This window comes from Sporosarcina sp. GW1-11 (genome assembly GCF_033088395.1).
Lineage (GTDB): Bacteria > Bacillota > Bacilli > Bacillales_A > Planococcaceae > Sporosarcina.
Genome location: NZ_JAPMIW010000008.1, coordinates 36,034 through 59,955 on the forward strand (window position 1 = coordinate 36,034; position 23,922 = coordinate 59,955).

The following is a 23,922-nucleotide window of genomic DNA, read 5'->3' on the forward strand; positions in this document are numbered from 1 at the left end:
GTTACACTTTAAAACGTCCCATATCATTTTGAAGTTGTTCCGCTAATTGCGCTAATGTTTGCGAACTAGAGGTGATTTCTTCATTAGCTGCTAATTGTTCTTCTGTTGCTGCGCTAGTAGATTGCGCTTCGGCGGATGCTTGTATTGCCAATTCTTCCACTTGTCTAGCACCAAAAGCGACTTCGTCCGTCATCGCACGAATTTCTTCGATCGCAGAAGACACAGTAGCTATTTTTCCGCTGACATCTGATGTGGCATATTCAATACTTTCAAAGATTGAATTAGTCTTCTTCGTAAATGCCAAACCTTCTTCCACACGTTTATGTCCTTCATCTGTACTATCGACAACTTTCGATACATCTTCAATAATCGTATCGACCATGCGACCAATTTCTTCAGTCGATCGTTTGGATTGTTCCGCTAGATTTCGAACTTCTTCAGCAACAACAGCAAAGCCTTTACCATGTTCTCCTGCACGTGCTGCTTCAATCGCTGCATTAAGCGCCAACAAGTTCGTCTGTTCTGCAATAGCGGTAATGATTGACGTAACGTTACGAATATTTGCCGTATTTTTAGCCATTTCATTAATTGTGACAATAGATTCTCCGATTGTCTCACTAATGTAATTCATCTGCTCTGTCGTTTCATTCATTAAAGTTGAGCCTTCTTTTACTAATTGAGCAACATCTTCAGATGATTTCAACATTTCTTCATTATCATGAGTGACCCCGTCTATCGCAGTCACCATCTCTTCCATAGAAGCGGTTGATTGATTGACGATTTGCGATTGTTTTTCACTTGTTTGTAAATTCTTCTCTGAGATTTCCGCAACCATTTCAGATGCAGCTAAACTTTCTTCTGAACTAGCTGATAGCTCTTCTGATTGCACAGCCAACTTTATAGCCGAATCGCGCGCACGTTGGATAATCCCTCTTAGATCTACCACCATCGCATTCAAAGCAGTTGCCATTTCTCCAATTTCATCTCTGTTTTTAATAGATATTTTTTCTATTGAAAAATTACCCGCAGAAACTTCTGCCAATGCTTCTGTCATATGGCTAACCGGACGGCTGATTAGTCGACTAATGATTATCGAAGTCACTATACTTGCTATCATTCCTAGAATAATCAACCCAATCATTAGCAACGTCGCATTTTTTGTTAATTCTTTTACTTCGGCTGACATCACATCTTGTTGATCCTTGTAATACTCAATCAATGTATGTATGTTATCTGATATTACGAATTGATATGTTACGCCATTTCTCCCTATTTGTAATACTCTCTCATCATTACCTTTCTTTTTTTCAGCAATAATATCTTGCAGGAACTCGTTATATTTATCCGTCGCTTCACGAATCTCTAAAATCGAATTTTTCATCACTTGATCATGAATAATTTTGTCCAATTCATTCAAACGATCTTGGTTATTTTGTCGTGCTTCTTCAATGTCCGTCAAATATTCCTCACTACCATAAAGCATAAATCCTCTAATACTCATACCCAACATATTTTGATCACGAAGTTGTTGTTCAAGTAAAATTACTTTGTACATACGATCATCAATTAGAAATTGATATTTTTCATTGACATTTTTCAATGATAAAAAACCTATTGTGCCGATTAAAATCATAATCACACCGACACTCAAAAAACCAACCCATAACTTTCTCCCCACGGTAAACTTCACGACTTTCTCTACCTCCATTAATTTCAATTTATAATTATTCACCAATATATAAATCTTCTTTATTATATCTCAAGCAAAGGTAGACGTATACAAGAACTACTACCACATAGGGAAAACACACCCTTTCACTTACTTTGTTATTTTTTTGTGAAAACTTTATATTCTTATAGTTAATTAGGGAATTACGTATATCAAAAAAAAATCACAGGGTAGTTCCTTATATCTAACTAACAGGTGCAGGAGTTCTACCTTCTGTGATTTCTCTACTTTTCTACTATACCATGTTTAACGTATCCCAGTTTACTTCTTTTACTAGTCGGTGGTTGCCATTTCAGCTAATTCTTCTGTCGCTAAATAGATTCCTTTTTTAAGAATTTCCACCATTTCTGCTAATTGTTCTTTTGTAGTGGCTAGGGGTGGCATTAAGACAATCACATCACCGAGAGGTCTTGTCAATAAGCCAAGCTCTCTCATTTTCAATGTGGCTCGATAAGCCACACGACTTTCAGGCTGGAATGACTCTTTTGTAAATGGATCTTTTACAATTTCGACTCCACACATTAGTCCGCACTGTCGTACATCGCCTACATGTGGTAGCTGCTTCACATCTTCTAGTAATTGTTTAAGTACCACAGACTTCTCCGCAGCTTGTTGCACAAGTTGTTCCTTTTCAAAGATTTCCAAGTTCGCCAATGCAACTGCGCAGCCTAACTGATTACCCGTGTAGGAATGACCATGAAAGAATGTTTTCATTTCTTCATATTCTCCATAGAAAGCATGATAGATTTCTTCTGTGGCAAACGTAGCGGCTACTGGTAAATATCCCCCTGTTAGCCCTTTCGCTACAGTCATCAAATCAGGTTGAATCGCTTCATGCTCTACAGCGAACATCTTCCCGGTACGACCGAAACCAGTGGCTACTTCATCTACAATTAGAAGCACATCGAATTCTTTGCACAATGCCTCCACCCCTTTTAGGTATCCAGGAGGCATCGTATTCATTCCACCAGCACCTTGAATCATCGGCTCGAGTACCATTCCGGCAATCTCTTCATGGCTCTCTTCAAATAACGAACGCAACACCTCTAAACTTTCATCAAGCACGATGTTTTCATCACCGGACGGATGTCTATATACAGAAGGGAATGGAATAACAAGTGCATCAAATAATAGAGAGCTATACACTTTGTGGTACAACTCGATAGAACCAACACTCATCGTACCCACCGTATCACCGTGATATCCATTGCTCACCGTAACAAATTTCGTCTTTTTCTGGACGCCTTTATTTTGCCAATACTGATACGCCATCTTGACAGCAATCTCTACAGCCGTCGCACCACTATCTGAATAGAATACTCGAGTCAGTCCTTTAGGTGCTAACTTCACTAATTTCTCCGCCAATAAAATAGAAGGGATATTTGCCGCACCTAGTAAAGTCGAATGGGCAATTGATTGTAATTGTGTTTGAATCGCTTCATCTAATTCCTTTTTCCGATGACCATGGACATTCAACCATAAAGAAGAATAGCCATCTAAATACGTGTTTCCGTGAATATCAGTGACCGTCACCCCTTCTCCGCTTTTAATAATGAGTGGGTCTTTTTCGTAATCAGACATTTGTGTAAACGGTAACCACATATATTGCTTACTTTTCTCCAATAATTCATTCGCTTCCATCATCTAACGCCTCCTCTAAAATCTTGTGATTCCACTGCTTATAACATGCTTTTCTTTTTACCGGGTCAGTCAGCGTATCGTATATATCCTCCTGGTAAGGAATAACGCCGATGACTGGCACATCACTTAATAGAGCAATCATCCGCATATTATCTTCCGTAATTCCAGCTTCCTGTGGCTCTAATTCATTAAATAGCAACCCCGCAATTGGAATACCCCTGGATTTCATCGCTTCAATAGAAAGAAGTGTATGATTGATCGTCCCAACACCCGTGCGCGTCACTAACACAACAGGTGCCTTCAATTCCTCCATCCAATCAATTATACAAAAACCGTCCATCGTCAGAGGAACATAAAGTCCACCCGCACCTTCTACTACTACACCTTCATAAGTTCTTTCCAACCTTTCAACTGATTGCGTCAACCTTTTCGGTTCAATTGTCATTTCATCTAAATTAGCAGCCAAATGAGGCGAGCATGGCGTTTTAAATAAATAGTCAGCAGGTTGTTGTTCATCATCTGACAAAAGCCCATATGTCAGAATATCTGGCGCGCACCACTTCTCCTCCTGTAAAACAGCACCTGTTTGAACAGGTTTGAATGGTACGAAATGCTGTCCGTGTTCTCTTAAACAATCGCTGATCAACACCGTCGCTACGGTTTTTCCTACATCGGTATCCGTTCCTGTAATGAATAATACAGACATTATTTTATCTCCTTTGAAAATATACGTTAACTAAATACAGAAATATGTTAACATATAATTAGGAAGACAACAATGGTTAATGGGAGGATTAGAAAATGAAAGCGAAAGAAATTGTACTATGTGCTCTATTTGCGGCACTTATGGGAGTTGGGGCGAACATCGCACCTTTACTGACAATCGGTGGGGTTCCTGTCACACTTCAATTGCTGTTCGCCATACTAGCAGGTGGATTATTAGGGAGTAGGCTAGGTAGCTTGTCTATGTTTGCGTATGTATTCATCGGACTCGCAGGTGCACCGATCTTCGCTCAATTTAAAGGAGGGGTAGGCAGTTTCCTTAGCCCAACATTCGGCTACATTATTTCTTTTATTTTCGTAGCCTATATTGTAGGGAAGTTTTTCGAACGCAAACAGTCTTTATTTAGCTACTTTAGTGCAGGCACGTTAGCTATAGCTGCTAACTACTTGATCGGGACGAATTATATGTATTTCGCTTATACGTATTGGATGGAGGCACCCGCAGGCTTTAGCTATGTCCTCGCTTGGTCCTGGATGGTCGCTTATTTACCGCTAGACATTGGTGTGACGATTCTTTCCATCGTACTCATTCCAAAAGTACAAAAGGCCATTAAGTTCCAACCCATTCGCAAACAACCTAGTATTTAAGAAGAACCCATCCATTGCGATGGGTTCTTTTATGTACAACATCTAGATTCCTAAGCAAAGATATGTTTATAATACAAAAGACAGCTTGGAAAGGAAGGAATCGTTTTGGAACTACTCAGTATCATTGCACCTGTACTCTTTATATTCTTAATAGGCTTTATCGGACAAAAGCTACTCTCATTTGATATCAAAACGATATCTACCGCGGCCCTATATTTACTATCCCCTTTTCTAGCATTTCGCACATTTTACACAAATGAATTGGATAAGACGTATTTATACATAATAGTGTTCGCTATTTTATTAACTATCGTATTATTTATAATTGTTTGGGTGACTGCCAGTGCGATGAAGGCGACTCGCTCTGAACGATCTGCCATGATTCTAAGTAGCGTATTCATGAATAGCGGAAATTATGGTGTACCAGTCGTGTTGTTCGCATTCGGTAATGAAGCATTCAATTACGGTGTCATCATGATGGTATTTCAGTCGATTTTAATGAATTCAATTGGTATTTTCTTCGCTTCTATCGGTGGAGAGGCCCAAGCTACATGGAGAGACTCGATGCAACGCGTGATTCGAATGCCTTTGATCTACGCGGCAGCTCTTGGCGTCATTTTCCAAGTAACTTCCGTTTCATTGGCCGATTCTCTGATGCAAGGGATCGACTTAATCGCTGATGCTTCTATACCTTTAGTTATGTTAGTTCTCGGAATGCAATTAGCCGTAATCGCGCACAAACGTGTCGCTTATCGTCACGTCACAGCAGCTACGATTATCCGGATGATTGTCTCGCCAGTAGTTGCAGTAGGAATTTTATTGTTTTTACCAGTAAATGATTTGCTAAAAGCTGTTCTAATTATCCAAGCAGCTATGCCGAGCGCGGCCAATACGACGATGTTCGCACTGCAGTTTGGTACAGAACCCGACTTAGTTTCATTTACAACATTGATTACTACACTGCTCAGTTTGTTAACCATTCCAATCGTACTCTTTTTCGTCATGAACTGACTCAAATACAGATAAAAGTTTTCTATTCGTCATGATGGTATTTTTTTTGGTTTTCTAGTATACTATAACTTCATGACTTTGAGAGAGGTACTCAAGGAGTTCTTACGATTTTACATATCTACTTAGTAAGAAGAAACGATAGATGAATGAAGACTGAAACAGTTAGGACGTGTTACTCTTGTCAACAGAACTTTTTATCACAACGGACTTTCAACGCCGATGGGTCAATGAATTGACTGAGGCAGGTCCGTTTTTCAGTAGCTATTCAGAGCCATCTGATACACTTTCAAAATTCCCAAAAGAGAATATCCAGAAACTTGTAGATATAGGCTATACAACACTGACATTACCAAAAGAATTCGGTGGTTCCGGTATCTCGGTTTCAGATATGGTTCTATTTCAAGAGACTCTCGCTCGATTCGATAGCGCTACAGCACTCGCAATCGGCTGGCATCAAGGAGTCGTAGGTGAATTATTTGAAAACCGTAAATGGACCGAAGAACAGCTAAAACAATTTAGTGAAGCCATTCAGCAAGGTGCTCTCGTCAATCGTTCCGTAACGGAAGCACAGACCGGTAGCCCAACGCGTGGCGGACGTCCCCAAACGACAGCAACGCGTTCAGCGGACGGCTGGGTAATTTCTGGTGAGAAAACCTTCACAACAATGGCCCCTGCTCTGACGCATTTCTTAGTATCTGTTTGGATTGAAGAAAAGCAAAAAGTTGGTTTCTTCTTAATCCCACGTGAGTCAGTAGGTCTTTCCATTAAAGAAACATGGCATACGATTTCTATGCGCGGTACAGAAAGTCAAACACTTGTGCTAGAGCAAGTCAAAGCGACTGAAGAACAGTTAGTCGAAGTGAATGAGGCTCCACGAGGTAATAAACAAAATGGTTGGCTCCTTCATATTCCTGCTTGTTATTTAGGTATTGCCCAAGCTGCACGGGACTATGCTGTACACTTTGCGGCAACCTACCAACCAAATAGCTTGAATGAACCAATCGCTTCCCTTTTTAGTATTCAGACACAGATCGGCAAGATGGATCTTGAACTGATTAAAGCGCGCCACCTTCTATACGATATCGCCGGCATTTATGATGATCCCGCTCGACGCATTCATTTGCAAAACGAACTAGGTGTAGCGAAGTCTATCGTAACAAACAGCGCAATCGAAATAGTTAATCTTGCGATGCGTATTGTAGGCGCAAAGAGTTTAGAGCTTTCCAATCCCCTTCAACGCTATTACCGCGATGTGCGTGCCGGTCTTCATAACCCTCCAATGGACGATATGACGATTACAAAGCTAGCACACGCCGCAATCAGCGAACAACAATGATTAAACGACTTGTCGTTAGCGGCTACAAAGCGCATGAGTTAGGGATTTTCAACGAACAACATCCAGGTATTGCGATTATAAAAAAAGCTTTGACCGATCAATTATTGACATTACTCGACCAAGGACTTGAATGGGTAATTATTAGCGGACAACTCGGAGTCGAAACGTGGGCCATTGAGTGCGTCTGGGACTTACAAGAAGACTACCCCCATTTACAGTATGCTGTAATCACTCCATTTCTTGACCAACAAGCTAATTGGAATGAAACAAAAAAAGAGACATATGAGCAGCTTATTGCGCTCGCGGACTATTCCGTTAGTTTGACGAAAAAACCGTATGAAGCCCCTTGGCAATTCGTTGAAAAAAATAAGTTTCTGCTTAGAAATTCAGATGCTTTATTGTTAGTTTACGATGAAGAAAATGAAGGATCTCCAAAATTCATTAAACAAATGGCTATGCAATTGGCAGATACGACACATTATCAATTACTGACGATCACAGCAGATGATCTACAACTCATTGCTGAAGATTTACAACGAGAGCAATGGGAATAAAAAAGCGCAGTGCCAATGGGCATTACGCTTTTTTATTTATTTTACGATTTTTAACACTTTTTTAAATTCATCTGTCCCCGCTTCACCAACCAATTCATATAAAGCGGTTTCCACGCAAGTTGCCGATATACCGAGACCTTTCATTTTTTCTAGACCGATTTGTTTATTTGCTACCGTTCTAGAACTTACAGCATCTTCTACAACTTCTACTTCATAACCTTTTTCCACTAAGCCTGCAGCAGTCATGTAGACACAAATATGCGTCTCAATTCCAGCGATTAGCACTTGCTTTCGTCCTGAAGTTTCTAGTTGCTTCATAAATTCTTCATTGCCCACTGCACTAAATGTCATCTTGGCAATCGGTTGCTGTCCTTCTAGCAAACTAGCCAGGGATTCAGTTGTACCACCAAGGCCATCGGGATATTGTTCTAGCCAAAGTATTGGGATATTCAATACTTGTAATCCTTTGATTAGTTTCTCAAGATTCTGATGCAATGTTTCACTTTCGTTAATAATTTGCGCAAGCTTGCCTTGTACGTCTACTAAAACAAATACCGTCTGATCTTTTTGTAACATGTGCATATCCCCCTTTTATTCCAAACTCTTCCGCTAGTATAACATATTTACAGAGTAGTTAGATAAATCGTTAAGGAATTGGAATGATAGCGTTTAAAATTTTTTTCGCTTCTAGAAAAACTAAAGCCACTCCCATAAAGGAAGTGGCTAGTAAAGTTATTAGTTCTGTACTGTCGCTCTTTGTTTCGCCTTCGCTTCGATACGGCGAGCGTGTAGGATTGGCTCTGTGTATCCACTTGGCTGTTCAGCTGCTTTGAAGATTAAGTCACTAGCTGCTTGGAATGCGATGGAGTCATCATAGTTAGGAGCCATCGGTTGGTAAAGCTCATCGTCAGCGTTTTGCTGGTCAACAACTTTTGCCATACGCTCCAATGTTTCTTGAACTTGTTCTTTCGTACAAACATTGTGACGCAACCAGCTTGCAATGTGCTGACTTGAAATACGCAATGTTGCACGGTCTTCCATTAAGCCTACATCATTGATATCTGGAACTTTTGAACAACCAACACCTTGATCAATCCAACGAACAACATAACCTAAAATACCTTGTGCATTGTTATCAAGCTCTGCCTGAATTTCTTCAGCAGTCCAATCTGTGTTTGGCGCCAAAGGCAGTTCAAGAATTCCATCACGGTAATCAATTGAACTATCAATTCCCGCTTGTACTTCTTTCACGTTTACTTCGTGATAATGCAATGCGTGCAATGTTGCAGCTGTTGGCGATGGTACCCATGCCGTGCTCGCGCCAGCTTTTGGATGAGCAATTTTCTGTTCAAGCATTGCAGCCATTAGATCTGGCATCGCCCACATTCCTTTACCGATTTGCGCGTGACCTGGTAGTCCTGCTTTGATACCGATAGCTACGTTAGATGCTTCATATGAAGAAAGCCATTTAGACGTTTTCATTTCATTTTTACGGATAACCGGTCCAGCTTCCAACGAAGTATGGATCTCGTCTCCAGTACGATCAAGGAAACCTGTGTTAATGAACGCAATACGTTCTTTAACTTCGTTGATTGCAGACTTCAAGTTCAATGACATTCTGCGCTCTTCATCCATTACACCGATTTTCAGCGTATTACGCTCTAGGCCTAATAGGTCTTCGATACGATCGAATAATTTATTCGCAAATGCAGCCTCTTCCGGACCGTGCATTTTCGGTTTAACGATGTAAATTGAGCCATGTCGAGAATTTTTGAATTGCGTGTCAGCTTTTAGATTGTGTGTAGCAATCAATGAAGTCAAGACACCATCCAAAATCCCTTCAGGTATTTCATTATTGTTTTCATCTAAAATTGCATTGTTTGTCATCAAGTGACCCACGTTGCGAACGAACATCAATGAACGACCATGTAGCGTCAATCCTTCGCCATTCGCAGTTTTATATGTGCGGTCAGGATTCATTCTTCTCGTAACTGTTTTGCTGCCACGTTGGAATGAGGCTTCTAAATCACCTTTCATTAAGCCTAACCAGTTGCGGTAGACAGCTACTTTATCTTCAGCGTCCACAGCTGCAACTGAATCTTCACAGTCCATTAATGTAGAAAGTGCCGCTTCCAAAATTAAATCTTTAACGCCCGCTTTATCATCTTTACCGATTGGATGATTGCGATCAATGGCGATATCAATGTGCAAACCATTATTTTTAAGTAAAACAGCTGACGGTTCAGATTCTTCTCCATTATATCCAACAAATTGAGAAGCCTCTTTCAAACTTGTCTTATTACCATTTACGAGTGTAACTTCCAATTTGCCGTCCGAGATTGCATAAGCAGTAGCTTCCGCATGGGAACCTTCTGCAAGTGGCGCTGCTTGATCAAGCAATTTTTTCGCAAAGTCGATAACTTTTTGACCACGGACTGGATTGTATTCCGAACCCGCTTCCGCGCCACCTTCATCACTGATAACATCCGATCCGTAAAGTGCATCGTATAGGCTTCCCCATCTTGCATTCGCCGCATTCAATGCATAACGTGCATTATCTACAGGTACAACAAGCTGTGAACCTGCCTGCGTAGCAACTTCACTGTCAACGTTGGAAGTTGTCACTTGGAAATCTTCAGCAATCGGCTCTAAGTATCCGATCTCTGTTAAGAATTCTTTATATTTGTTGGAATCTATAGTTCCGTTATTGTTTTGGTGCCATTCGTTAATTGCTTTTTGTAATTCGAGACGTTTATCTAATAGCGCTTTGTTTTCAGGTGCAAGTTCATGAATGAGCGAATCAAAGTTTGCCCAAAATTGATCTTTTTGGATTTCTAAACCTGGTAGGACTTCCCCATTTACAAAGTCAAATAGTTCTTTAGCGACTTGCAATTTACCTACTTGCTGATAATTTGTCATAAAATAAAGACACCCCTTAAGAATATTTTCACCACTCTGTTGTATAACATGTAGCGTCGAACACGTATCTTCGCCAGTTAATCGTAGGATCCCTACAGCTAAAGAAATAAAATACAGATGCAGGAATGACGAATTCTCCCCCTATCGAAGACGTGTTAGTACCTATCATACCTAAACTCTTATAAACTTTCAACTGAATTGTGAAAATTTTCACATCGTTACATTAAACTTATTTTTTCACTATTTTCATCAGTTATATAACAGAAGAACATTTTTTCCGGAGTAACTAACCGACAAGTTAACACATTATTTTTCGTGTGATAGGTTTAAAGACAATCACTGAATTGAATAGTTTGAAAATAGGTGGAATGAATATAAATTCATTTCTTAAAAGGGAATCTTTAACTTTTGGAGCGGCCCCTCCACTGTGAAGACGCTTTTGCGTCCAGAAGTACGCGAAGCAACATCGGGTAGTATCCTTTCAGATAGTAAGCGGAATTTACCATTCGCTGAACGTAAAGTGAAGCAGCAAGAAAAGTTCCAATTACCTCTATTGCCATCAACAACAATCGGTAGTTTCCCACAAACTCCAGAAGTACGAGCTACTCGTAATAAATGGAGAAAAGGTGAAATTACAGACCAACAATATAAAGAATTCATTAACGCAGAAATTAAAGAATGGATCGATATCCAAGAAGATCTTGGACTAGACGTTTTTGTGCATGGTGAGTTCGAGCGTACAGACATGGTAGAATACTTCGGAGAAAAACTTGATGGCTTTGTCTTCACAGAAAAAGCTTGGGTTCAGTCATACGGTTTCCGTTGCGTGAAGCCACCGATTATCTTTGGTGACGTAGCATTCACAGAAGCAATGACTGTTGAAAAATCTGTTTACGCGAAATCACTAACAGATCACGAAGTAAAAGGTATGCTGACTGGTCCTGTTACAATCCTTAACTGGTCATTCGTTCGTGACGACCCCTCTCGTGAAAAGGTAACTAACCAAATCGCTATTGCACTTCGTAAGGAAATTGAGGCACTAGAAGCTGTAGGGATTCATATGATCCAAGTCGATGAGCCCGCACTTCGCGAAGGACTTCCATTGAAGAAATCTGAATGGAAACAGTACGTAGACTGGGCAGTTAATGCATTCCGCGTATCTACTGCATCCGTTGACGATACGACACAAATTCATACGCGTATGTGCTATTGCGACTTCAACCACTTCATTGAAGCAATTAGCGATCTAGACGCTGACGTTATTTCAATTGAAACGTCACGTAGTCATGGAGATTTGGTTGAGGCGTTCAACAGCTACCACTACGACAAAGGAATCGGTCTTGGCGTGTATGACATCCACAGCCCACGCGTTCCTGCTGTCGAAGAGATGACGGAAATTATTGATAAAGGTTTAGAAGTTCTAGATCCTTCTCAGTTCTGGATTAATCCAGACTGTGGCTTGAAGACAAGAAAGCGTGAAGAAACTATAGCAGCATTAAAAAACATGGTAATCGCTACAGAAGTTGCACGTGAGCGTTTAGGTGTTACAGTAAAATAAATACCCAAAAGAGCAGACCCCCTTATCGGGTCTGCTCTTTTCTCGAATATAATTACAAATTAGAACTAGCTTCGTGGTAAGTTTCTTTAGATAAGATTGGATCTACAAATGCTTTCCAGTCCATTGATAGTAACCACGCAGTAACGGCTTCGATGTCTTTTGAGAAGATACGGTCTTTTCTGATACTAGGCACAATTTGTCTCGCCTCTTTATGGAAGGCTCTTGAAAAGTCTGCTAGTTTTTCTATCCCTCTATACTCCGTTGCTTGTAGAGCACAAATCAGTTCAATCGCCAATACTCTACGTGCGTTTTGAATAATTTGATGCGCGTGTCGCGAACCAATCGTCCCCATACTGACGTGATCTTCTTGATTAGCTGAGGACGGGATAGAATCTACACTCGCTGGGTGCGCCAACGTTTTATTTTCGGATACGAGTGAAGCCGCTGCGTATTGCATAATCATGGCACCTGACTGCAAACCCGGTTCTGGGCTTAGGAACGCTGGCAAGTCATTTAATTGTGGATTGACTAGACGCTCGATTCTACGCTCAGAAATATTCGCAAACTCAGCCATTGCCACTTTCAAGAAATCCATCGCAAACGCAATCGGCTGACCATGGAAATTCCCCCCTGAAATGACTTTCTCCCCATCATCGAAAATTAACGGATTATCTGTCGCCGCGTTCATTTCAATTTCAAGCTTCTCTTTTACATAGTCTAATACTTGCCAAGAAGCTCCGTGGACTTGCGGGATACAACGTAGAGAATAAGCATCTTGAACACGTATCTCCCCTTGCCTAGTCGTTAACTGACTACCTTCGAACATACGACGCATCCGTTCTGCGACTTCTGTTTGCTGACGGTAGCCACGCGCTTCGTGAACATCCGCGTCAAATGCGTCCACAATTCCGCGCAATCCTTCTAATGTTAATGTAGAGATTGCTTCTGTTTGATATGCCAGTTGCTCCGATTCTATATAATTAACTAGCCCCATTGCTGTCATCGCTTGCGTTCCATTAATAAGCGCTAATCCTTCCTTCGCTTTTAACGTGACAGGTTCGATTCCTTCTTTAGCCAACGCAATGGCGGCTTCCATTCGTTGCCCTTCATAAAACACTTCACCTTCACCCATCAGCACAAGTGCCAAGTGAGAAAGTGGCGCTAAGTCACCGCTTGCGCCGAGTGATCCTTGCTGTGGAATGACTGGATGAATACGTGCGTTGACGAGGTCGAGTAAACGTTCGATAACGACTGGACGAATACCTGAAAAACCTTTTAGTAGCGCATTTGCTCGTAATAATGTCATTCCACGGGAAACGATTTCAGGAAACGGTTCACCAATTCCGCATGCGTGCGAATGAATTAAATTTAATTGTAACTCTTCTGTATCTTCAGGTGCGATTAACACATCGCTAAACTTTCCGAATCCTGTCGTTATGCCGTATACCACTTTACCTTCGGCTACGATTTTCTCTACAGCTTCTCGGCTCTTCTGAACAGCTTTCATACTTTCTTCTGAAGCCCTCACAAATGCACCATTCACTAATACTTCTTTCGCTTGCTCAATAGTTAATGTTTGTCCTGTTAATTCAATCATTCTTATTCCTCCTCGTTGTCTTTTCTTGTTGTTACTACATTCCACCTGCCAAGAATTCATACCTGAACAAACAAAAAGAGGCTATATTGGCAAACGGATCCCGTCTGTCAATATAGCCCCCTTATTGTCTAAATAACTATAGGCTTCATTCTACTATTCAGATGTGATTAATTCCTAAACCAATGGCTTCATGCTCGAATCCTCGAACAGGTGCACCAATCGTTCCATAAACCGCAACTGCGATCCATTCACCTTCTATTTCTTTCTCAAAAGGGGTTCCTCGCACAATCGCAAATCGCAACCCCGCCGTTCGCAGCATGCCGCCAAGTTCCACTTGTCCCCGCGTCACACCATGCATCGCTTCGATGATTGCGTGATAGAGTGCATGCATTTCTCGATAGACGTCTTGGTCTACAATTCCTTGCCGTTTGGCCAAGGTTTCAATAGCCGCAACGATTTTCTGGAACTCCATCGAACCGACTTTCCCTTTACCGAACCGCCAGCCTAGTTGCTGTAAATCATTTTCAATTCGAAGCTCTTCTGCTTCACTGTCTGAAAACGAATACAAAACTGCTTGACGTCCGATTCTCGTATCAAACTTTTTCATACTGTACCTCTTTTTATGTGTACTTGATTTCTATTTTTCACTAATGACTACTTCCATTATTACAGACGAAAGGTAGTTGGTCAATGACTTTAAGCGCTATCTTTTTCGCTACTACATCAAAAACACAGTACGAACACTTTGCCCGCACCGTGTTTTGAGTCAATCAAATTGTTTCGTCAAGTTCGCCATTTCAATTGCAGATACAGCTGCATCCCAGCCCTTATTTCCCGCTTTCGTGCCTGCGCGTTCAATAGATTGTTCAATCGTGTCTGTTGTCAACACACCGAAAATTACGGGAATTCCTGATTGCATGCTCGCTTGTGAAACACCTTTTGCCGTTTCATTGCAAACATAGTCAAAGTGAGGTGTTGCACCGCGGATTACGGTACCTAACGTAATTACCGCATCGTATTTTTTAGAGTCCGCCATTTTCTTCGCGATCAATGGAATTTCAAATGCACCCGGTACCCATGCGATGTCAACGTCCGCTTCATCTACACCGTGCCGTTTGAATGCGTCTTGTGCGCCAGAAAGCAACTTACCTGTGATGAATTCATTGAATCGTCCTACGACGATTCCTACTTTTAATCCTGTACCTACTAAATGTCCTTCAAATACATTCCCCATAGTTATCTCTCCTTAGATTGTTAGTAAATGACCAAGTTTTTGCGCTTTTGTCTGTAAATATTTTTCGTTCGCTTCTTTTGCTGGCAATTGAATAGGCACACGTTCGATTACTTCTAACTCGTAACCTTTCAAGCCTGCAATTTTCTTCGGATTATTCGTCAATAAACGCATGTGTGTAATTCCTAGTTCGCGCAGAATTTGTGCACCGATGCCATAATCACGTAAATCTGCTGCGAATCCAAGTTTTTCATTGGCCTCGACTGTGTCGTAGCCTTGTTCTTGTAGTTCATAGGCTTTGAGTTTATTGATCAAACCGATACCTCTACCTTCTTGACGCATGTACAGCAAGACACCGCGACCTTCTTGCTCAATCTGCGCAAGAGCAGCATGAAGTTGCGGTCCACAATCACATCTACAAGAGCCGAATACGTCGCCCGTCAAACACTCCGAATGCACACGCACAAGTACGGGTTCTTCCGTCGTTACGTCACCTTTAACTAGCGCAACATGTTCCTTGCCAGTCAGTGTTTCAGTATAGCCAACCATACGGAACTCACCAAAATCTGTCGGCAAGTTAATTTCTGCTTCTCGGACGACTAACCGTTCTCGTTGCAGACGATAGTGAATCAAGTCTTGAATTGTAATCAACTTCAGATCAAATGCTTCTGCCATTTCGCGCAATTCTGGTACACGCGCCATCGTGCCATCTTCACTCATAATTTCACAAATGACACCCGCTGATGAGTAGCCCGCAAGTCTAGCCAAATCTACAGCCGCTTCCGTATGGCCTGTACGTTTTAAGACGCCGCCTGATTTAGCTACGAGTGGAAAAATGTGACCCGGACGCTTAAATTCTCCTGCAGTAGCTGTCGGTTCCATCATTTTAATAATTGTATCCGCACGTTCAAATGCACTGATTCCTGTATGTGTTGAACAGTGATCCACACTGATTGTAAATGCTGTACCATGCGAATCTGTATTATCATCAGTCATCATCTGCAATCCTAGTTGCGTAGCCTTCTGTTCAGTCACCGGCACGCAAATTAATCCGCGACCTTTCGTTGCCATGAAGTTAATGATTTCCGGCGTCACTAAATCAGCAATAGCGACAAAATCACCTTCATTTTCACGATCTTCGTCATCTACAACAATAACTACTTTGCCCTGTTTTAAATCTTCTAATGCTTCCTCCACTGTATGGAACATCCCTATTCACTCCTTCTAGTTGACTCATTCTTCACATAAATCCGTGTTGTTTCAAGAAGTCTTCTGTCACGGAAGGACTATTACTCTCCCTTTTCACGAGCATATTCTCGACGTATTTCGCGAGCATATCACATTCAAAATTTACGACTTCCCCTTGTTGCTTTTTCGCTAAAACCGTCATTTCTTGTGAATGCGGAATTAAAGAAATCGTAATATCTGTTTGATCGACTTCAAATATAGTCAACGATGTGCCATCCAATGCAATCGAACCCTTTTTCAATAGGTAAGGCGCGTAAGCCTCTGGTAGTGACAATCGAATATATAGTGCATTATCTACTGTCCGTTTTTGACGAATCGTCGCCACTCCATCGACGTGTCCAGTTACAAAATGTCCACCGAACCGACCATTTGCAGCAAGTGCGCGTTCCAAATTCACGCGACTTCCAGCAGTCAACTGCCGCAACGAAGTAGATGATATCGTTTCCGGCATAACATCTGCTGAAAATTGATCTTTCGTAAAGTCTTTGACCGTCAAACAAACACCGTTAACCGCGATACTGTCACCTAAGCGGACATCAGATAATACAGTAGATGCAGCAATTGTCAACGTCATCGATTGGGCGCCAGGCTGTATACTCTTAACCGAACCAATTTCTTCAATAATTCCTGTAAACACTGCTCACTCACTCGCTTTCGGTATCGCTATAATTTTAATGTCTGGTCCAATCATTTCCACACTTTCAAAAACGAGCGGGAAAGCTTCGTCCATAAATACAGGATCTAGTCCACTAACAGGCGTCAACGATCCACTTCCACCAAGTAATTTTGGAGCCATATAGCAAATCACACGCTGAATCGCACGCGCTTTGACGAATGAAGCGTTAACTGCGGCTCCACCTTCTACTAGTAGCGTCATGACACCCCGCGAGCCAAGTTCTACTAAAATATCTTCTACGAAAAGCGTAGCGTTTGGCATACGAATAATTTGCACATGCGGTTTTTTTAATAATAATTCCTTTGCAGAGTCCGCTTCATTTCCGCAAAAAATCCATGTGGGTGCTTCATCCTGCTGAATGACGTAACTATCCACGGGTGTTCGTAACCATGTATCTAAAATAACTCGAATAGGATGTTTTCCACCTTGGGGCAATCTGGTGGTGAGAAGAGGATTATCATGAAGAAGAGTTTGTACGCCTACTAATATTGCATCTTGCGTATGGCGAAGCAGATGAACATCGAGTCGCGCTTGCTCACTCGTCACCCATTTACTATCTCCAGTTGCAGTTGCAATCTTACCGTCAATCGTCATTGCTGTTTTCATTGTCACATGAGGTGTTTTGTTTCGAATAAAATGAAAAAATGGTTGATACAATTTACGTCCTTGATCTATACAAAAATCTTCCGTTACGTCAATGCCAGAAGCTCGCAGTCGCTCAAACCCTTGACCAGAAACTAACGGGTTCGGGTCAGAAATAGCCACATACACGCGTTTGACCCCCGCCTCAATGACAGCATCTGCACAAGGCGACGTTTTACCGGTATGCGAACACGGTTCAAGCGTTACATATAAATCGGCACCTTCCGCTTGTGCACCCGCCATATCAAGGGCTACTCGCTCCGCATGACGTTCTCCTGCACGTAAATGCGCTCCCATTCCAATGATTCGACCGTCTTTTACTAAGACAGCGCCCACTGGCGGGTTAGGAGATGTTTGGCCAGCCACACTTTCAGCGAGCTTTAACGCCATTTCCATATAGGCTTGATTCACTACACAACACTCCAACTTGCTAAATTCCTCTTGTGACAAAACAAAAAGCCCCGCGGTGTAAAAACAGCGGGGCTTTGACCATGACAAAATAAGCGTTAGTATTAACGTTTTTAAAAGTTCGTTCCTTCTCTCATCCAGACTTTAACTGTCGGCTTTGGAGTTTCACCAAATCCACCTTCTGCTTATAAAAAGCATCCGGGTCACGGACTAAGAGCTAAGTAGCTCATCACCGCCGGTAGGGATTTCCACCCTGCCCCGAAGGAAACTTATTCGATTAATTATGAGTTTAGCACAAAGTATAGAAAATTGACAATCACAGAATATTTATTCAGCTATAAACTCCATCGTATCGACTGTAAATCGATATTCCCGATTCATGAGGGACGGTAATATATCCATTTTCCGCTACTACTTCAGGCGTTATAATATCCTGATCCCAATAGCGTGAAGAACCTGCTGTATCTCCTGGCAATGTGAAATTGTGGAGTGTTGTCAACGCAATATTTTGCGCACGCCCAATACCTGATTCAAGCATTCCTCCGCACCATACGTCAATGCCCTTTTCAGCGCAATAATCATGAATTTTCTTCGCTTCAGTTAGACCACCGACACGACCGACTTTGATATTGATAATTTTACAGCTACCAAGCTCTACCGCTTTACGCGTATCTTCTAACGAATGAATACTTTCGTCCAGACAAATAGGCGTCTGGATCTGTTTTTGTAACGTTGCGTGATCGATAATATCGTCAGACGCAAGCGGTTGCTCGATCATCATGAGATTAAATTGATCCAATTCTTTCAGTAACTCCACATCGTCTAATGTATATGCAGAGTTTGCATCAGCCATCAAAGGCACTTTGGGGAACTGTTGGCGAATTGCGCGGATTACTTCTACGTCTTGACCTGGCTTAATCTTTATTTTAATACGCTTATAGCCTTCATCAATAAATCCTCTAACATTCGCAAGTAAATCTTCCACATTCTTTTCGATCCCGATACTAATGCCCACTTCTATTCGATCGCGTTTACCACCTAATGCCTCCGTAAGCGAGATGTTGCGACGTTTCGCATAAAGATCCCACACTGCGCCTTCAATCGTCGCTTTCGCCATATTATTTTTGCGGATTGGTGCAAACAATTCACTAACTTCGTCGGGATGTTCAATCGTCTTTCCAAGCACTGCTGGAATTAAAAAATCACGTAACATATGGATCGTCGTTTCTGTCGTTTCTTCACTGTACCAAGGATACGTAAATGCGACAGACTCTCCCCACCCTTCATTATCTTGCTCATCCTGCACTGTTGCAAGAAGGAAATCCTTTTGTTGAATCGTCCCGAAACTTGTTGTGAACGGATGTTTCATCGTCATATTCATTCGACGAAGTGTAATCTTTTCAATTTTCATTTAAGAGACTCCTTTGATTTTGCAAGTGGAATGCTAGACCGCTTGCAGAAACGATAATAGTGTACAGTTTCTTCAGTTCTGCGTACGTCAATTAATGCGAAGCCCGCATCGCATAACTGTTGAAATACTTCTCTTGTTTTCAAGCGCCAATCATAAGCTAGTTCAGGTTGTTGTGTCTTCATTAGTTGAATATGCTTTGGAACAGGTACTTCCACTGCATCTGCAGATAGCCATTCTTTCCCTTCAGGAAGCTGCAATACCGGAAATTCCTCAGCTAATAATTCGACACTACACGGATTACTATATTGTATAGTTGTTGGTTGCCATTGTTCCCTAACACGTTGGCTATCAATCCACCAAGCGACTTGGAAACGATCAGTCGGCAACCCTTTATTGAGACCATCATCCATTTTGCCATAACAATTCACGATATAGTCATAGCACACACCATATAATTTAGATGTGTTTAAATAGGCGTTGCGACTTTCCAATGGATCGAACGTCCAGACGATCAATTCATATCCCATATCTCGCGCTTCTCGCAATTGTTGTTCTTTTAACATCTTGCCAAGTCCCATCAGTTGAAATTCCTGATCCACCGCTAACATATGAGAACATAAATAGGATTGCCCTTCCGCGAAACCAGGGAAACTATAAGAGAAGCCAATCATTCGCTTGCCGATGAAAGCGCCGATAACAAGTCCCCCATTTTTCACTGCTGTAACAGTTTGGTGGACAGGAATCGGCTCCATCCCCCAAACTCGCTTCTCTAACTTTTGCATTTCTAAAATTTCTTCTATTGCTGTTACTTTCCTAATATCAATTTCGTTTATCATCGGTGCACCTTCTATTTTTCAGATTGGAATGCCAGTTCAATGGCATTCATAAGAATTTCAATTCCAGTGAGTAAAGATGTTTTGTTAAATGTCATCTGCGGGTGGTGAAGACCCGGAGTTAAATCACAGCCAAGTCCAAGCATCGTACTTTTTATTTTCGGACGATGCACCCCGTAGAAATGAAAATCTTCTCCGCCTGGCGTAACAATCGTTCGCACTGTTTTCGCTTCCCCAACGGTTTTAGCAATCGCTTTTGCCATAATTTGTTCTGCTTCTGGATTAACTTCTGCAGCAACCATTTCCGACATGACATGACACGAAATATCAACACCATATTGATCAGCGACCGCTCTAATTACACGTTGAACATGTTGATACAACTCATCCATAACGTCATTTTGTTGCGAGCGAAGATCTAAACTGAATTTCGCGGTCCCTGGAATAATATTCGCTGAATCTCCTCCCGCTTGGAACATCGTCATTTTAACTGTATGAGAAACCATCGGATTACAATGAATCGACTGCAATGCTTGCACTAATGAAGCACCTACTTCAATCGCGTTTTGTCCTTGATGCGGCCGTGCGCCATGGGCTTCAGTTCCGGTAATTGTACCCGATATCATTTTCGCAGCTCCATGCTGAAGAGAAGCAGCAGAGTAGCCATCATCGAGTTCATCCGCAGCTCGTAAATGCACGCCAAATAGATAGTCGATATCATCCATTATACCTTGGTCAAGGACAGCAAGAGCACCTTTCCCCTTTTCTTCAGCTGGCTGAAAAATGACTTTCAATGTACCTATAGAAGGAATTCCTCGTTCTTTCGCCAACAACAGCGCGCCAATCGCCATTGTCATATGGCCGTCATGACCGCATGAATGATTCGCTTGATAGACACCGTCGACTTCCTGCCAAAGCGCATCAATATCAGCCCGTAAGCCGACGACTGGAGAACCTTGCCCGATAGTTACGGAAAAGCCAGTGATCCCTTTAAACAAAGAAACTTCAAACCCTTGACGTTCAAGGAATTCCTTCAAGTAGCGCGTCGTTTCCACCTCTTTCCAACTGACTTCTGGGTGTCTGTGCAAATGTGCAAACACTTCTTCGATCTTCGGTTTTAGCAATTGCAATTGTTCATTCATTAAACTGCCTCCTCATCAAACCTATTAAACTGCTTAATCTCTCGAACGATTCCCATCAATTCTAACATATGAAAAGACTTCCCTATCACTCAAAAAGTGAAGGGAAGTCTTTTCATTAAAACGTCCAAAGAATCATCATGCCAAAAAGCAATGTCATGTAGTTCACTGAATATAAGAACATGAGGTTAGCCCATTTATAATCGTCTTTTGCGTAGAAACCATAAATACTGGCAGCTATATAGCCGATGTTCATCAATGTTGCGATGACGATAAATGCCGTACCAAACATTGGTAGCAAAAATGGCAGAGGTAGTAAACAAAGTACATAGATCAACATTTGGCGCTTAGTGAATTCAAAGCCGCGCACGACTGGTAACATCGCTACATTTGCCGCTTTGTAATCCTCGTACTTCTTCATCGCAATCGCAAATGTATGTGGCATTTGCCATATGAATAAAATCGCGAATAAAACGATAGGTACTATATGGTTTGCCGACATAATTGCTGCCCAACCGATGAGTGGTGTTACGGCACCCGACACACTTCCGATTACCGTATTTAATGTGTATTTACGTTTAGACCACATCGTATAGGGTATCACATACGTAAACCATCCGATAAATGCGTAGATTGCTGCTTCGAAAGTAGTAAGCAACAGTAATACCATACCAATCGCAGATAATACCAAACCAATATTCAACACCGTTCGTAAGGAAAAGTTCCCTGTCACCGTCGGACGTTGTTTCGTTCTTTCCATTAAGGTGTCAATATCCGTGTCATACCAGTTATTCATGACGAGCGCACCCGCCATTAAAAACGTACTGCCGATCATAGTCAGCCAGAATACGCTCCAATTCCCGGCAAGTGTCATACCTGAAAAGTGCAATGCTAGCCAAAATCCAGCGAATACTGGCAAGACGTTTGCTATAAGTACAGGTCCTTTTATCAATGATTTAATATCTGAGAAAAAGGTAGACGCCGAGCGACTATGCGTAGTAGTCGATACAATATGGACTTCTTTCGACATAAGTTCCGTTCTCCTTTTACGTTACATTTCTATACTAATTACATGCGTACTACTAACTATATCATCTTCTCAAAAGTAAAATCAAAAAAACTTGGTATTTCCTTTATAACTGTTACAAATCTTTGTCTATTCTATTGATAAAAGAAAATAGTTTATGATCTTGATTAAGTCTGTTGCAGACTGTATATATACTATACAATTATTCAACATCTTCCGCCATTATTCGACTCAAGGAAAACCTATACCCTCTATAGGATTAAGTCACTCTAAATTCATTTAAGAACACCTATCTCCACTTGATTTTTTCATTCCATTTACCAAAAAATATTTCTCAGAAATACTGTTGTGTCCGACAGTTTTCTAAATAATTAAATTGATATTAGTTTTATTATACTGTAAACTAACGTAATGATATCGCGAAAAAATAATGATAATTTTTCCTTAATCTCTTCAACTCCCTTATTTCTTTGAGTGTGGATGTATATAAGAGATTCGAGCAAAAAATATCATTTCGTGATGAATAAATCATAAATAGAAAGGGTTTGATTTTTTGAGAAAGATTATGTTGTTTTTCTCCATTTTCACATTACTACTTTTAACAGCTTGCGGTAACAGTGCGAGTAAAGATTCAATCGACGAAATTAAATTGGCAGATGCAGGATGGGACAGTATTCGCGTCCATAACAGTATCGCGCAAATCATCTTAGAAGAAGGTTACGGATATAAAACAGATGTAGTGAACGGTACATCTACAGCAACATTCCAGGCTTTACAACAAGGTGATATAAACGTTTATACAGAAGTTTGGTCAGATAACTTGGGCGAAGCATATACAAATGCAATCGACAGCGGAGACATTGAAACTATTTCGACGAACTTCGACGATAATTCGCAAGGCCTGTATGTTCCGACATACGTTATAAAAGGTGATCCAGAGCGTGGCATTGAAGCGGTGGCGCCAGATTTAAAAACAGTAAGAGACTTGGCGAAGTATCCTGAACTGTTCCAAGATCCTGAAAACAAGAAAATGGGTCGTATTATCGGTGCACCATCAAGCTGGTTAGTCAGTAAGCACTTGAGTGAAAAAATCGCTGCGTATGGTTTAGATGAAAAGTTTACGTATCTAGCTCCAGGTTCAGACTCAGCTATCGTAGCTGACTTAGCTAGCGCATATAAAAAAGGTGAACCGTGGGTCGGGTATTACTGGTCTCCTACTTGGGTCACTGCAACTTACGACTTAACACTATTGGAAGACGACCCATTTGACCAAGCTGCTTGGGATAAAGACAAGTCGGGCGAATTCCCTCCAAACGATGTATTCGTCAGTGTTCATAAAGACTTAAAAACACAAGCTCCTGAAGTAGTGGAGTTCTTCAGTCATTACGAAACAAGTAGTGCACTAACAGAAGAAGCATTGAAATATATGGGTGAAAATGATGCAAACCCTCATGATACCGCAAAATGGTTCATGAAAGAACATGAAGACATTTGGACTCAATGGGTGCCCGAAGATGTTGCTAAGAAAGTAAAGGCAGCACTATAAACACTAGAGAATGTGGGGTGGATGCTTTCCGCTCCATCCCCCTTC

General features: G+C 41.4%; 20 protein-coding genes, 1 pseudogene and 1 riboswitch. Of the genes and pseudogenes, 6 read left to right on the forward strand and 15 right to left on the reverse strand.

The window, feature by feature from the left end; genetic code table 11:
• Position 1: 1 nt before the first annotated feature.
• The 3 genes from ORD22_RS07010 to bioD all read right to left on the reverse strand — a co-directional run bounded on the left by ORD22_RS07010 (position 2) and on the right by bioD (position 4,076).
• A complete protein-coding gene (locus ORD22_RS07010; RefSeq protein ID WP_317645218.1) occupies positions 2–1,732 on the reverse strand; it encodes a methyl-accepting chemotaxis protein in 1,731 nt (576 codons plus the stop codon).
• A gap of 270 nt (positions 1,733–2,002) precedes the next feature.
• Complete coding sequence (bioA, locus tag ORD22_RS07015) at positions 2,003–3,373, reverse strand: adenosylmethionine--8-amino-7-oxononanoate transaminase (protein WP_411567629.1); 1,371 nt, start codon at positions 3,371–3,373, stop codon at positions 2,003–2,005.
• Positions 3,357–4,076 (reverse strand): dethiobiotin synthase, encoded by a 720-nt coding sequence (gene bioD / locus ORD22_RS07020; RefSeq protein WP_317645220.1) that lies wholly within the window; start codon positions 4,074–4,076, stop codon positions 3,357–3,359. The genes bioA and bioD overlap by 17 nt, the downstream gene beginning before the upstream one ends.
• 95 nt (positions 4,077–4,171) lie before the next feature.
• Between bioD and ORD22_RS07025 the strand changes: the two genes are divergently transcribed.
• The 4 genes from ORD22_RS07025 to ORD22_RS07040 all read left to right on the forward strand — a co-directional run bounded on the left by ORD22_RS07025 (position 4,172) and on the right by ORD22_RS07040 (position 7,642).
• Complete coding sequence (locus ORD22_RS07025; RefSeq protein WP_317645221.1) at positions 4,172–4,741, forward strand: biotin transporter BioY; 570 nt, start codon at positions 4,172–4,174, stop codon at positions 4,739–4,741.
• Positions 4,742–4,846: 105 nt separating this feature from the next.
• Positions 4,847–5,752: an AEC family transporter gene (locus ORD22_RS07030; RefSeq protein WP_317645222.1), complete on the forward strand. Its 906-nt coding sequence runs from the start codon at positions 4,847–4,849 to the stop codon at positions 5,750–5,752.
• Positions 5,753–5,930: 178 nt separating this feature from the next.
• Positions 5,931–7,088 carry an acyl-CoA dehydrogenase family protein gene (locus ORD22_RS07035; RefSeq protein ID WP_317645223.1) on the forward strand — a complete coding sequence of 386 codons (1,158 nt, stop codon included), beginning with the start codon at positions 5,931–5,933 and terminating at the stop codon, positions 7,086–7,088.
• Positions 7,085–7,642 carry an SLOG family protein gene (locus tag ORD22_RS07040; protein WP_317645224.1) on the forward strand — a complete coding sequence of 186 codons (558 nt, stop codon included), beginning with the start codon at positions 7,085–7,087 and terminating at the stop codon, positions 7,640–7,642. The genes ORD22_RS07035 and ORD22_RS07040 overlap by 4 nt, the downstream gene beginning before the upstream one ends.
• Before the next feature lie 36 nt (positions 7,643–7,678).
• Here ORD22_RS07040 and ORD22_RS07045 read toward each other — a convergent pair whose 3' ends face one another.
• Together ORD22_RS07045 and ORD22_RS07050 are read right to left on the reverse strand one after the other, a co-directional pair.
• On the reverse strand, positions 7,679–8,218 hold the full coding sequence (locus ORD22_RS07045) for a hydrolase (protein ID WP_317645225.1): 540 nt from the start codon (positions 8,216–8,218) through the stop codon (positions 7,679–7,681).
• A 159-nt stretch (positions 8,219–8,377) separates the two neighbouring features.
• Positions 8,378–10,561 carry a malate synthase G gene (locus tag ORD22_RS07050; RefSeq protein ID WP_317645226.1) on the reverse strand — a complete coding sequence of 728 codons (2,184 nt, stop codon included), beginning with the start codon at positions 10,559–10,561 and terminating at the stop codon, positions 8,378–8,380.
• Positions 10,562–11,003: 442 nt separating this feature from the next.
• On the opposite strand from ORD22_RS07050, the pseudogene metE reads away from it, so the two are divergent.
• A pseudogene (metE, locus tag ORD22_RS07055) lies at positions 11,004–12,119 on the forward strand (5-methyltetrahydropteroyltriglutamate--homocysteine S-methyltransferase); the annotation flags it as partial.
• A gap of 52 nt (positions 12,120–12,171) precedes the next feature.
• Here metE and hutH read toward each other — a convergent pair.
• From hutH to cyoE, 10 genes are all read right to left on the reverse strand, one after another.
• Positions 12,172–13,716: a histidine ammonia-lyase gene (gene hutH / locus ORD22_RS07060; protein WP_317645227.1), complete on the reverse strand. Its 1,545-nt coding sequence runs from the start codon at positions 13,714–13,716 to the stop codon at positions 12,172–12,174.
• Between the two features lie 157 nt (positions 13,717–13,873).
• Complete coding sequence (gene hutP / locus ORD22_RS07065) at positions 13,874–14,323, reverse strand: histidine utilization transcription antiterminator HutP (RefSeq protein ID WP_317645228.1); 450 nt, start codon at positions 14,321–14,323, stop codon at positions 13,874–13,876.
• 159 nt (positions 14,324–14,482) lie between these two features.
• The gene (gene ribH / locus ORD22_RS07070) at positions 14,483–14,950 is read right to left on the reverse strand and encodes a 6,7-dimethyl-8-ribityllumazine synthase (protein WP_317645229.1); all 468 of its coding nucleotides are present in this window, start codon (positions 14,948–14,950) and stop codon (positions 14,483–14,485) included.
• A 12-nt stretch (positions 14,951–14,962) separates the two neighbouring features.
• A complete protein-coding gene (locus ORD22_RS07075) occupies positions 14,963–16,156 on the reverse strand; it encodes a bifunctional 3,4-dihydroxy-2-butanone-4-phosphate synthase/GTP cyclohydrolase II (protein ID WP_317645230.1) in 1,194 nt (397 codons plus the stop codon).
• 31 nt (positions 16,157–16,187) lie between these two features.
• Positions 16,188–16,832, reverse strand: coding sequence for a riboflavin synthase (gene ribE / locus ORD22_RS07080; RefSeq protein ID WP_317645231.1), 645 nt, complete (start codon positions 16,830–16,832; stop codon positions 16,188–16,190).
• A gap of 3 nt (positions 16,833–16,835) precedes the next feature.
• Entirely contained in the window at positions 16,836–17,924 is a 1,089-nt protein-coding gene (gene ribD / locus ORD22_RS07085) for a bifunctional diaminohydroxyphosphoribosylaminopyrimidine deaminase/5-amino-6-(5-phosphoribosylamino)uracil reductase RibD (RefSeq protein WP_317645232.1), read from the reverse strand.
• Positions 17,925–18,042: 118 nt separating this feature from the next.
• A riboswitch (FMN riboswitch) is annotated at positions 18,043–18,191 on the reverse strand.
• A gap of 61 nt (positions 18,192–18,252) precedes the next feature.
• Positions 18,253–19,332: an o-succinylbenzoate synthase gene (menC, locus tag ORD22_RS07090; protein WP_317645233.1), complete on the reverse strand. Its 1,080-nt coding sequence runs from the start codon at positions 19,330–19,332 to the stop codon at positions 18,253–18,255.
• The gene (locus ORD22_RS07095; RefSeq protein ID WP_317645234.1) at positions 19,329–20,168 is read right to left on the reverse strand and encodes a GNAT family N-acetyltransferase; all 840 of its coding nucleotides are present in this window, start codon (positions 20,166–20,168) and stop codon (positions 19,329–19,331) included. The genes menC and ORD22_RS07095 overlap by 4 nt, the downstream gene beginning before the upstream one ends.
• Before the next feature lie 11 nt (positions 20,169–20,179).
• Complete coding sequence (locus tag ORD22_RS07100; RefSeq protein ID WP_317645235.1) at positions 20,180–21,307, reverse strand: M20 peptidase aminoacylase family protein; 1,128 nt, start codon at positions 21,305–21,307, stop codon at positions 20,180–20,182.
• Positions 21,308–21,422: 115 nt separating this feature from the next.
• A complete protein-coding gene (gene cyoE, locus ORD22_RS07105) occupies positions 21,423–22,334 on the reverse strand; it encodes a heme o synthase (protein WP_317645236.1) in 912 nt (303 codons plus the stop codon).
• A gap of 550 nt (positions 22,335–22,884) precedes the next feature.
• On the opposite strand from cyoE, the gene ORD22_RS07110 reads away from it, so the two are divergent.
• Positions 22,885–23,877: an ABC transporter substrate-binding protein gene (locus ORD22_RS07110; RefSeq protein WP_317645237.1), complete on the forward strand. Its 993-nt coding sequence runs from the start codon at positions 22,885–22,887 to the stop codon at positions 23,875–23,877.
• Positions 23,878–23,922 lie beyond the last annotated feature (45 nt).

What these genes read in the sequence shown, in the direction of transcription:
- bioA (WP_411567629.1), bottom strand. Translation starts at nt 3,373, where the DNA reads ATGATGGAAGCGAATGAATTATTGGAGAAAAGTAAGCAATATATGTGG.
- bioD (WP_317645220.1), bottom strand. Translation starts at nt 4,076, where the DNA reads ATGTCTGTATTATTCATTACAGGAACGGATACCGATGTAGGAAAAACC.
- ORD22_RS07025 (WP_317645221.1), top strand. Translation starts at nt 4,172, where the DNA reads ATGAAAGCGAAAGAAATTGTACTATGTGCTCTATTTGCGGCACTTATG.
- ORD22_RS07040 (WP_317645224.1), top strand. Translation starts at nt 7,085, where the DNA reads ATGATTAAACGACTTGTCGTTAGCGGCTACAAAGCGCATGAGTTAGGG.
- ORD22_RS07045 (WP_317645225.1), bottom strand. Translation starts at nt 8,218, where the DNA reads ATGTTACAAAAAGATCAGACGGTATTTGTTTTAGTAGACGTACAAGGC.
- ORD22_RS07050 (WP_317645226.1), bottom strand. Translation starts at nt 10,561, where the DNA reads ATGACAAATTATCAGCAAGTAGGTAAATTGCAAGTCGCTAAAGAACTA.
- hutH (WP_317645227.1), bottom strand. Translation starts at nt 13,716, where the DNA reads ATGATTGAATTAACAGGACAAACATTAACTATTGAGCAAGCGAAAGAA.
- hutP (WP_317645228.1), bottom strand. Translation starts at nt 14,323, where the DNA reads ATGAAAAAGTTTGATACGAGAATCGGACGTCAAGCAGTTTTGTATTCG.
- ribH (WP_317645229.1), bottom strand. Translation starts at nt 14,950, where the DNA reads ATGGGGAATGTATTTGAAGGACATTTAGTAGGTACAGGATTAAAAGTA.
- ORD22_RS07075 (WP_317645230.1), bottom strand. Translation starts at nt 16,156, where the DNA reads ATGTTCCATACAGTGGAGGAAGCATTAGAAGATTTAAAACAGGGCAAA.
- menC (WP_317645233.1), bottom strand. Translation starts at nt 19,332, where the DNA reads ATGAAAATTGAAAAGATTACACTTCGTCGAATGAATATGACGATGAAA.
- ORD22_RS07095 (WP_317645234.1), bottom strand. Translation starts at nt 20,168, where the DNA reads ATGATAAACGAAATTGATATTAGGAAAGTAACAGCAATAGAAGAAATT.
- ORD22_RS07100 (WP_317645235.1), bottom strand. Translation starts at nt 21,307, where the DNA reads ATGAATGAACAATTGCAATTGCTAAAACCGAAGATCGAAGAAGTGTTT.
- cyoE (WP_317645236.1), bottom strand. Translation starts at nt 22,334, where the DNA reads ATGTCGAAAGAAGTCCATATTGTATCGACTACTACGCATAGTCGCTCG.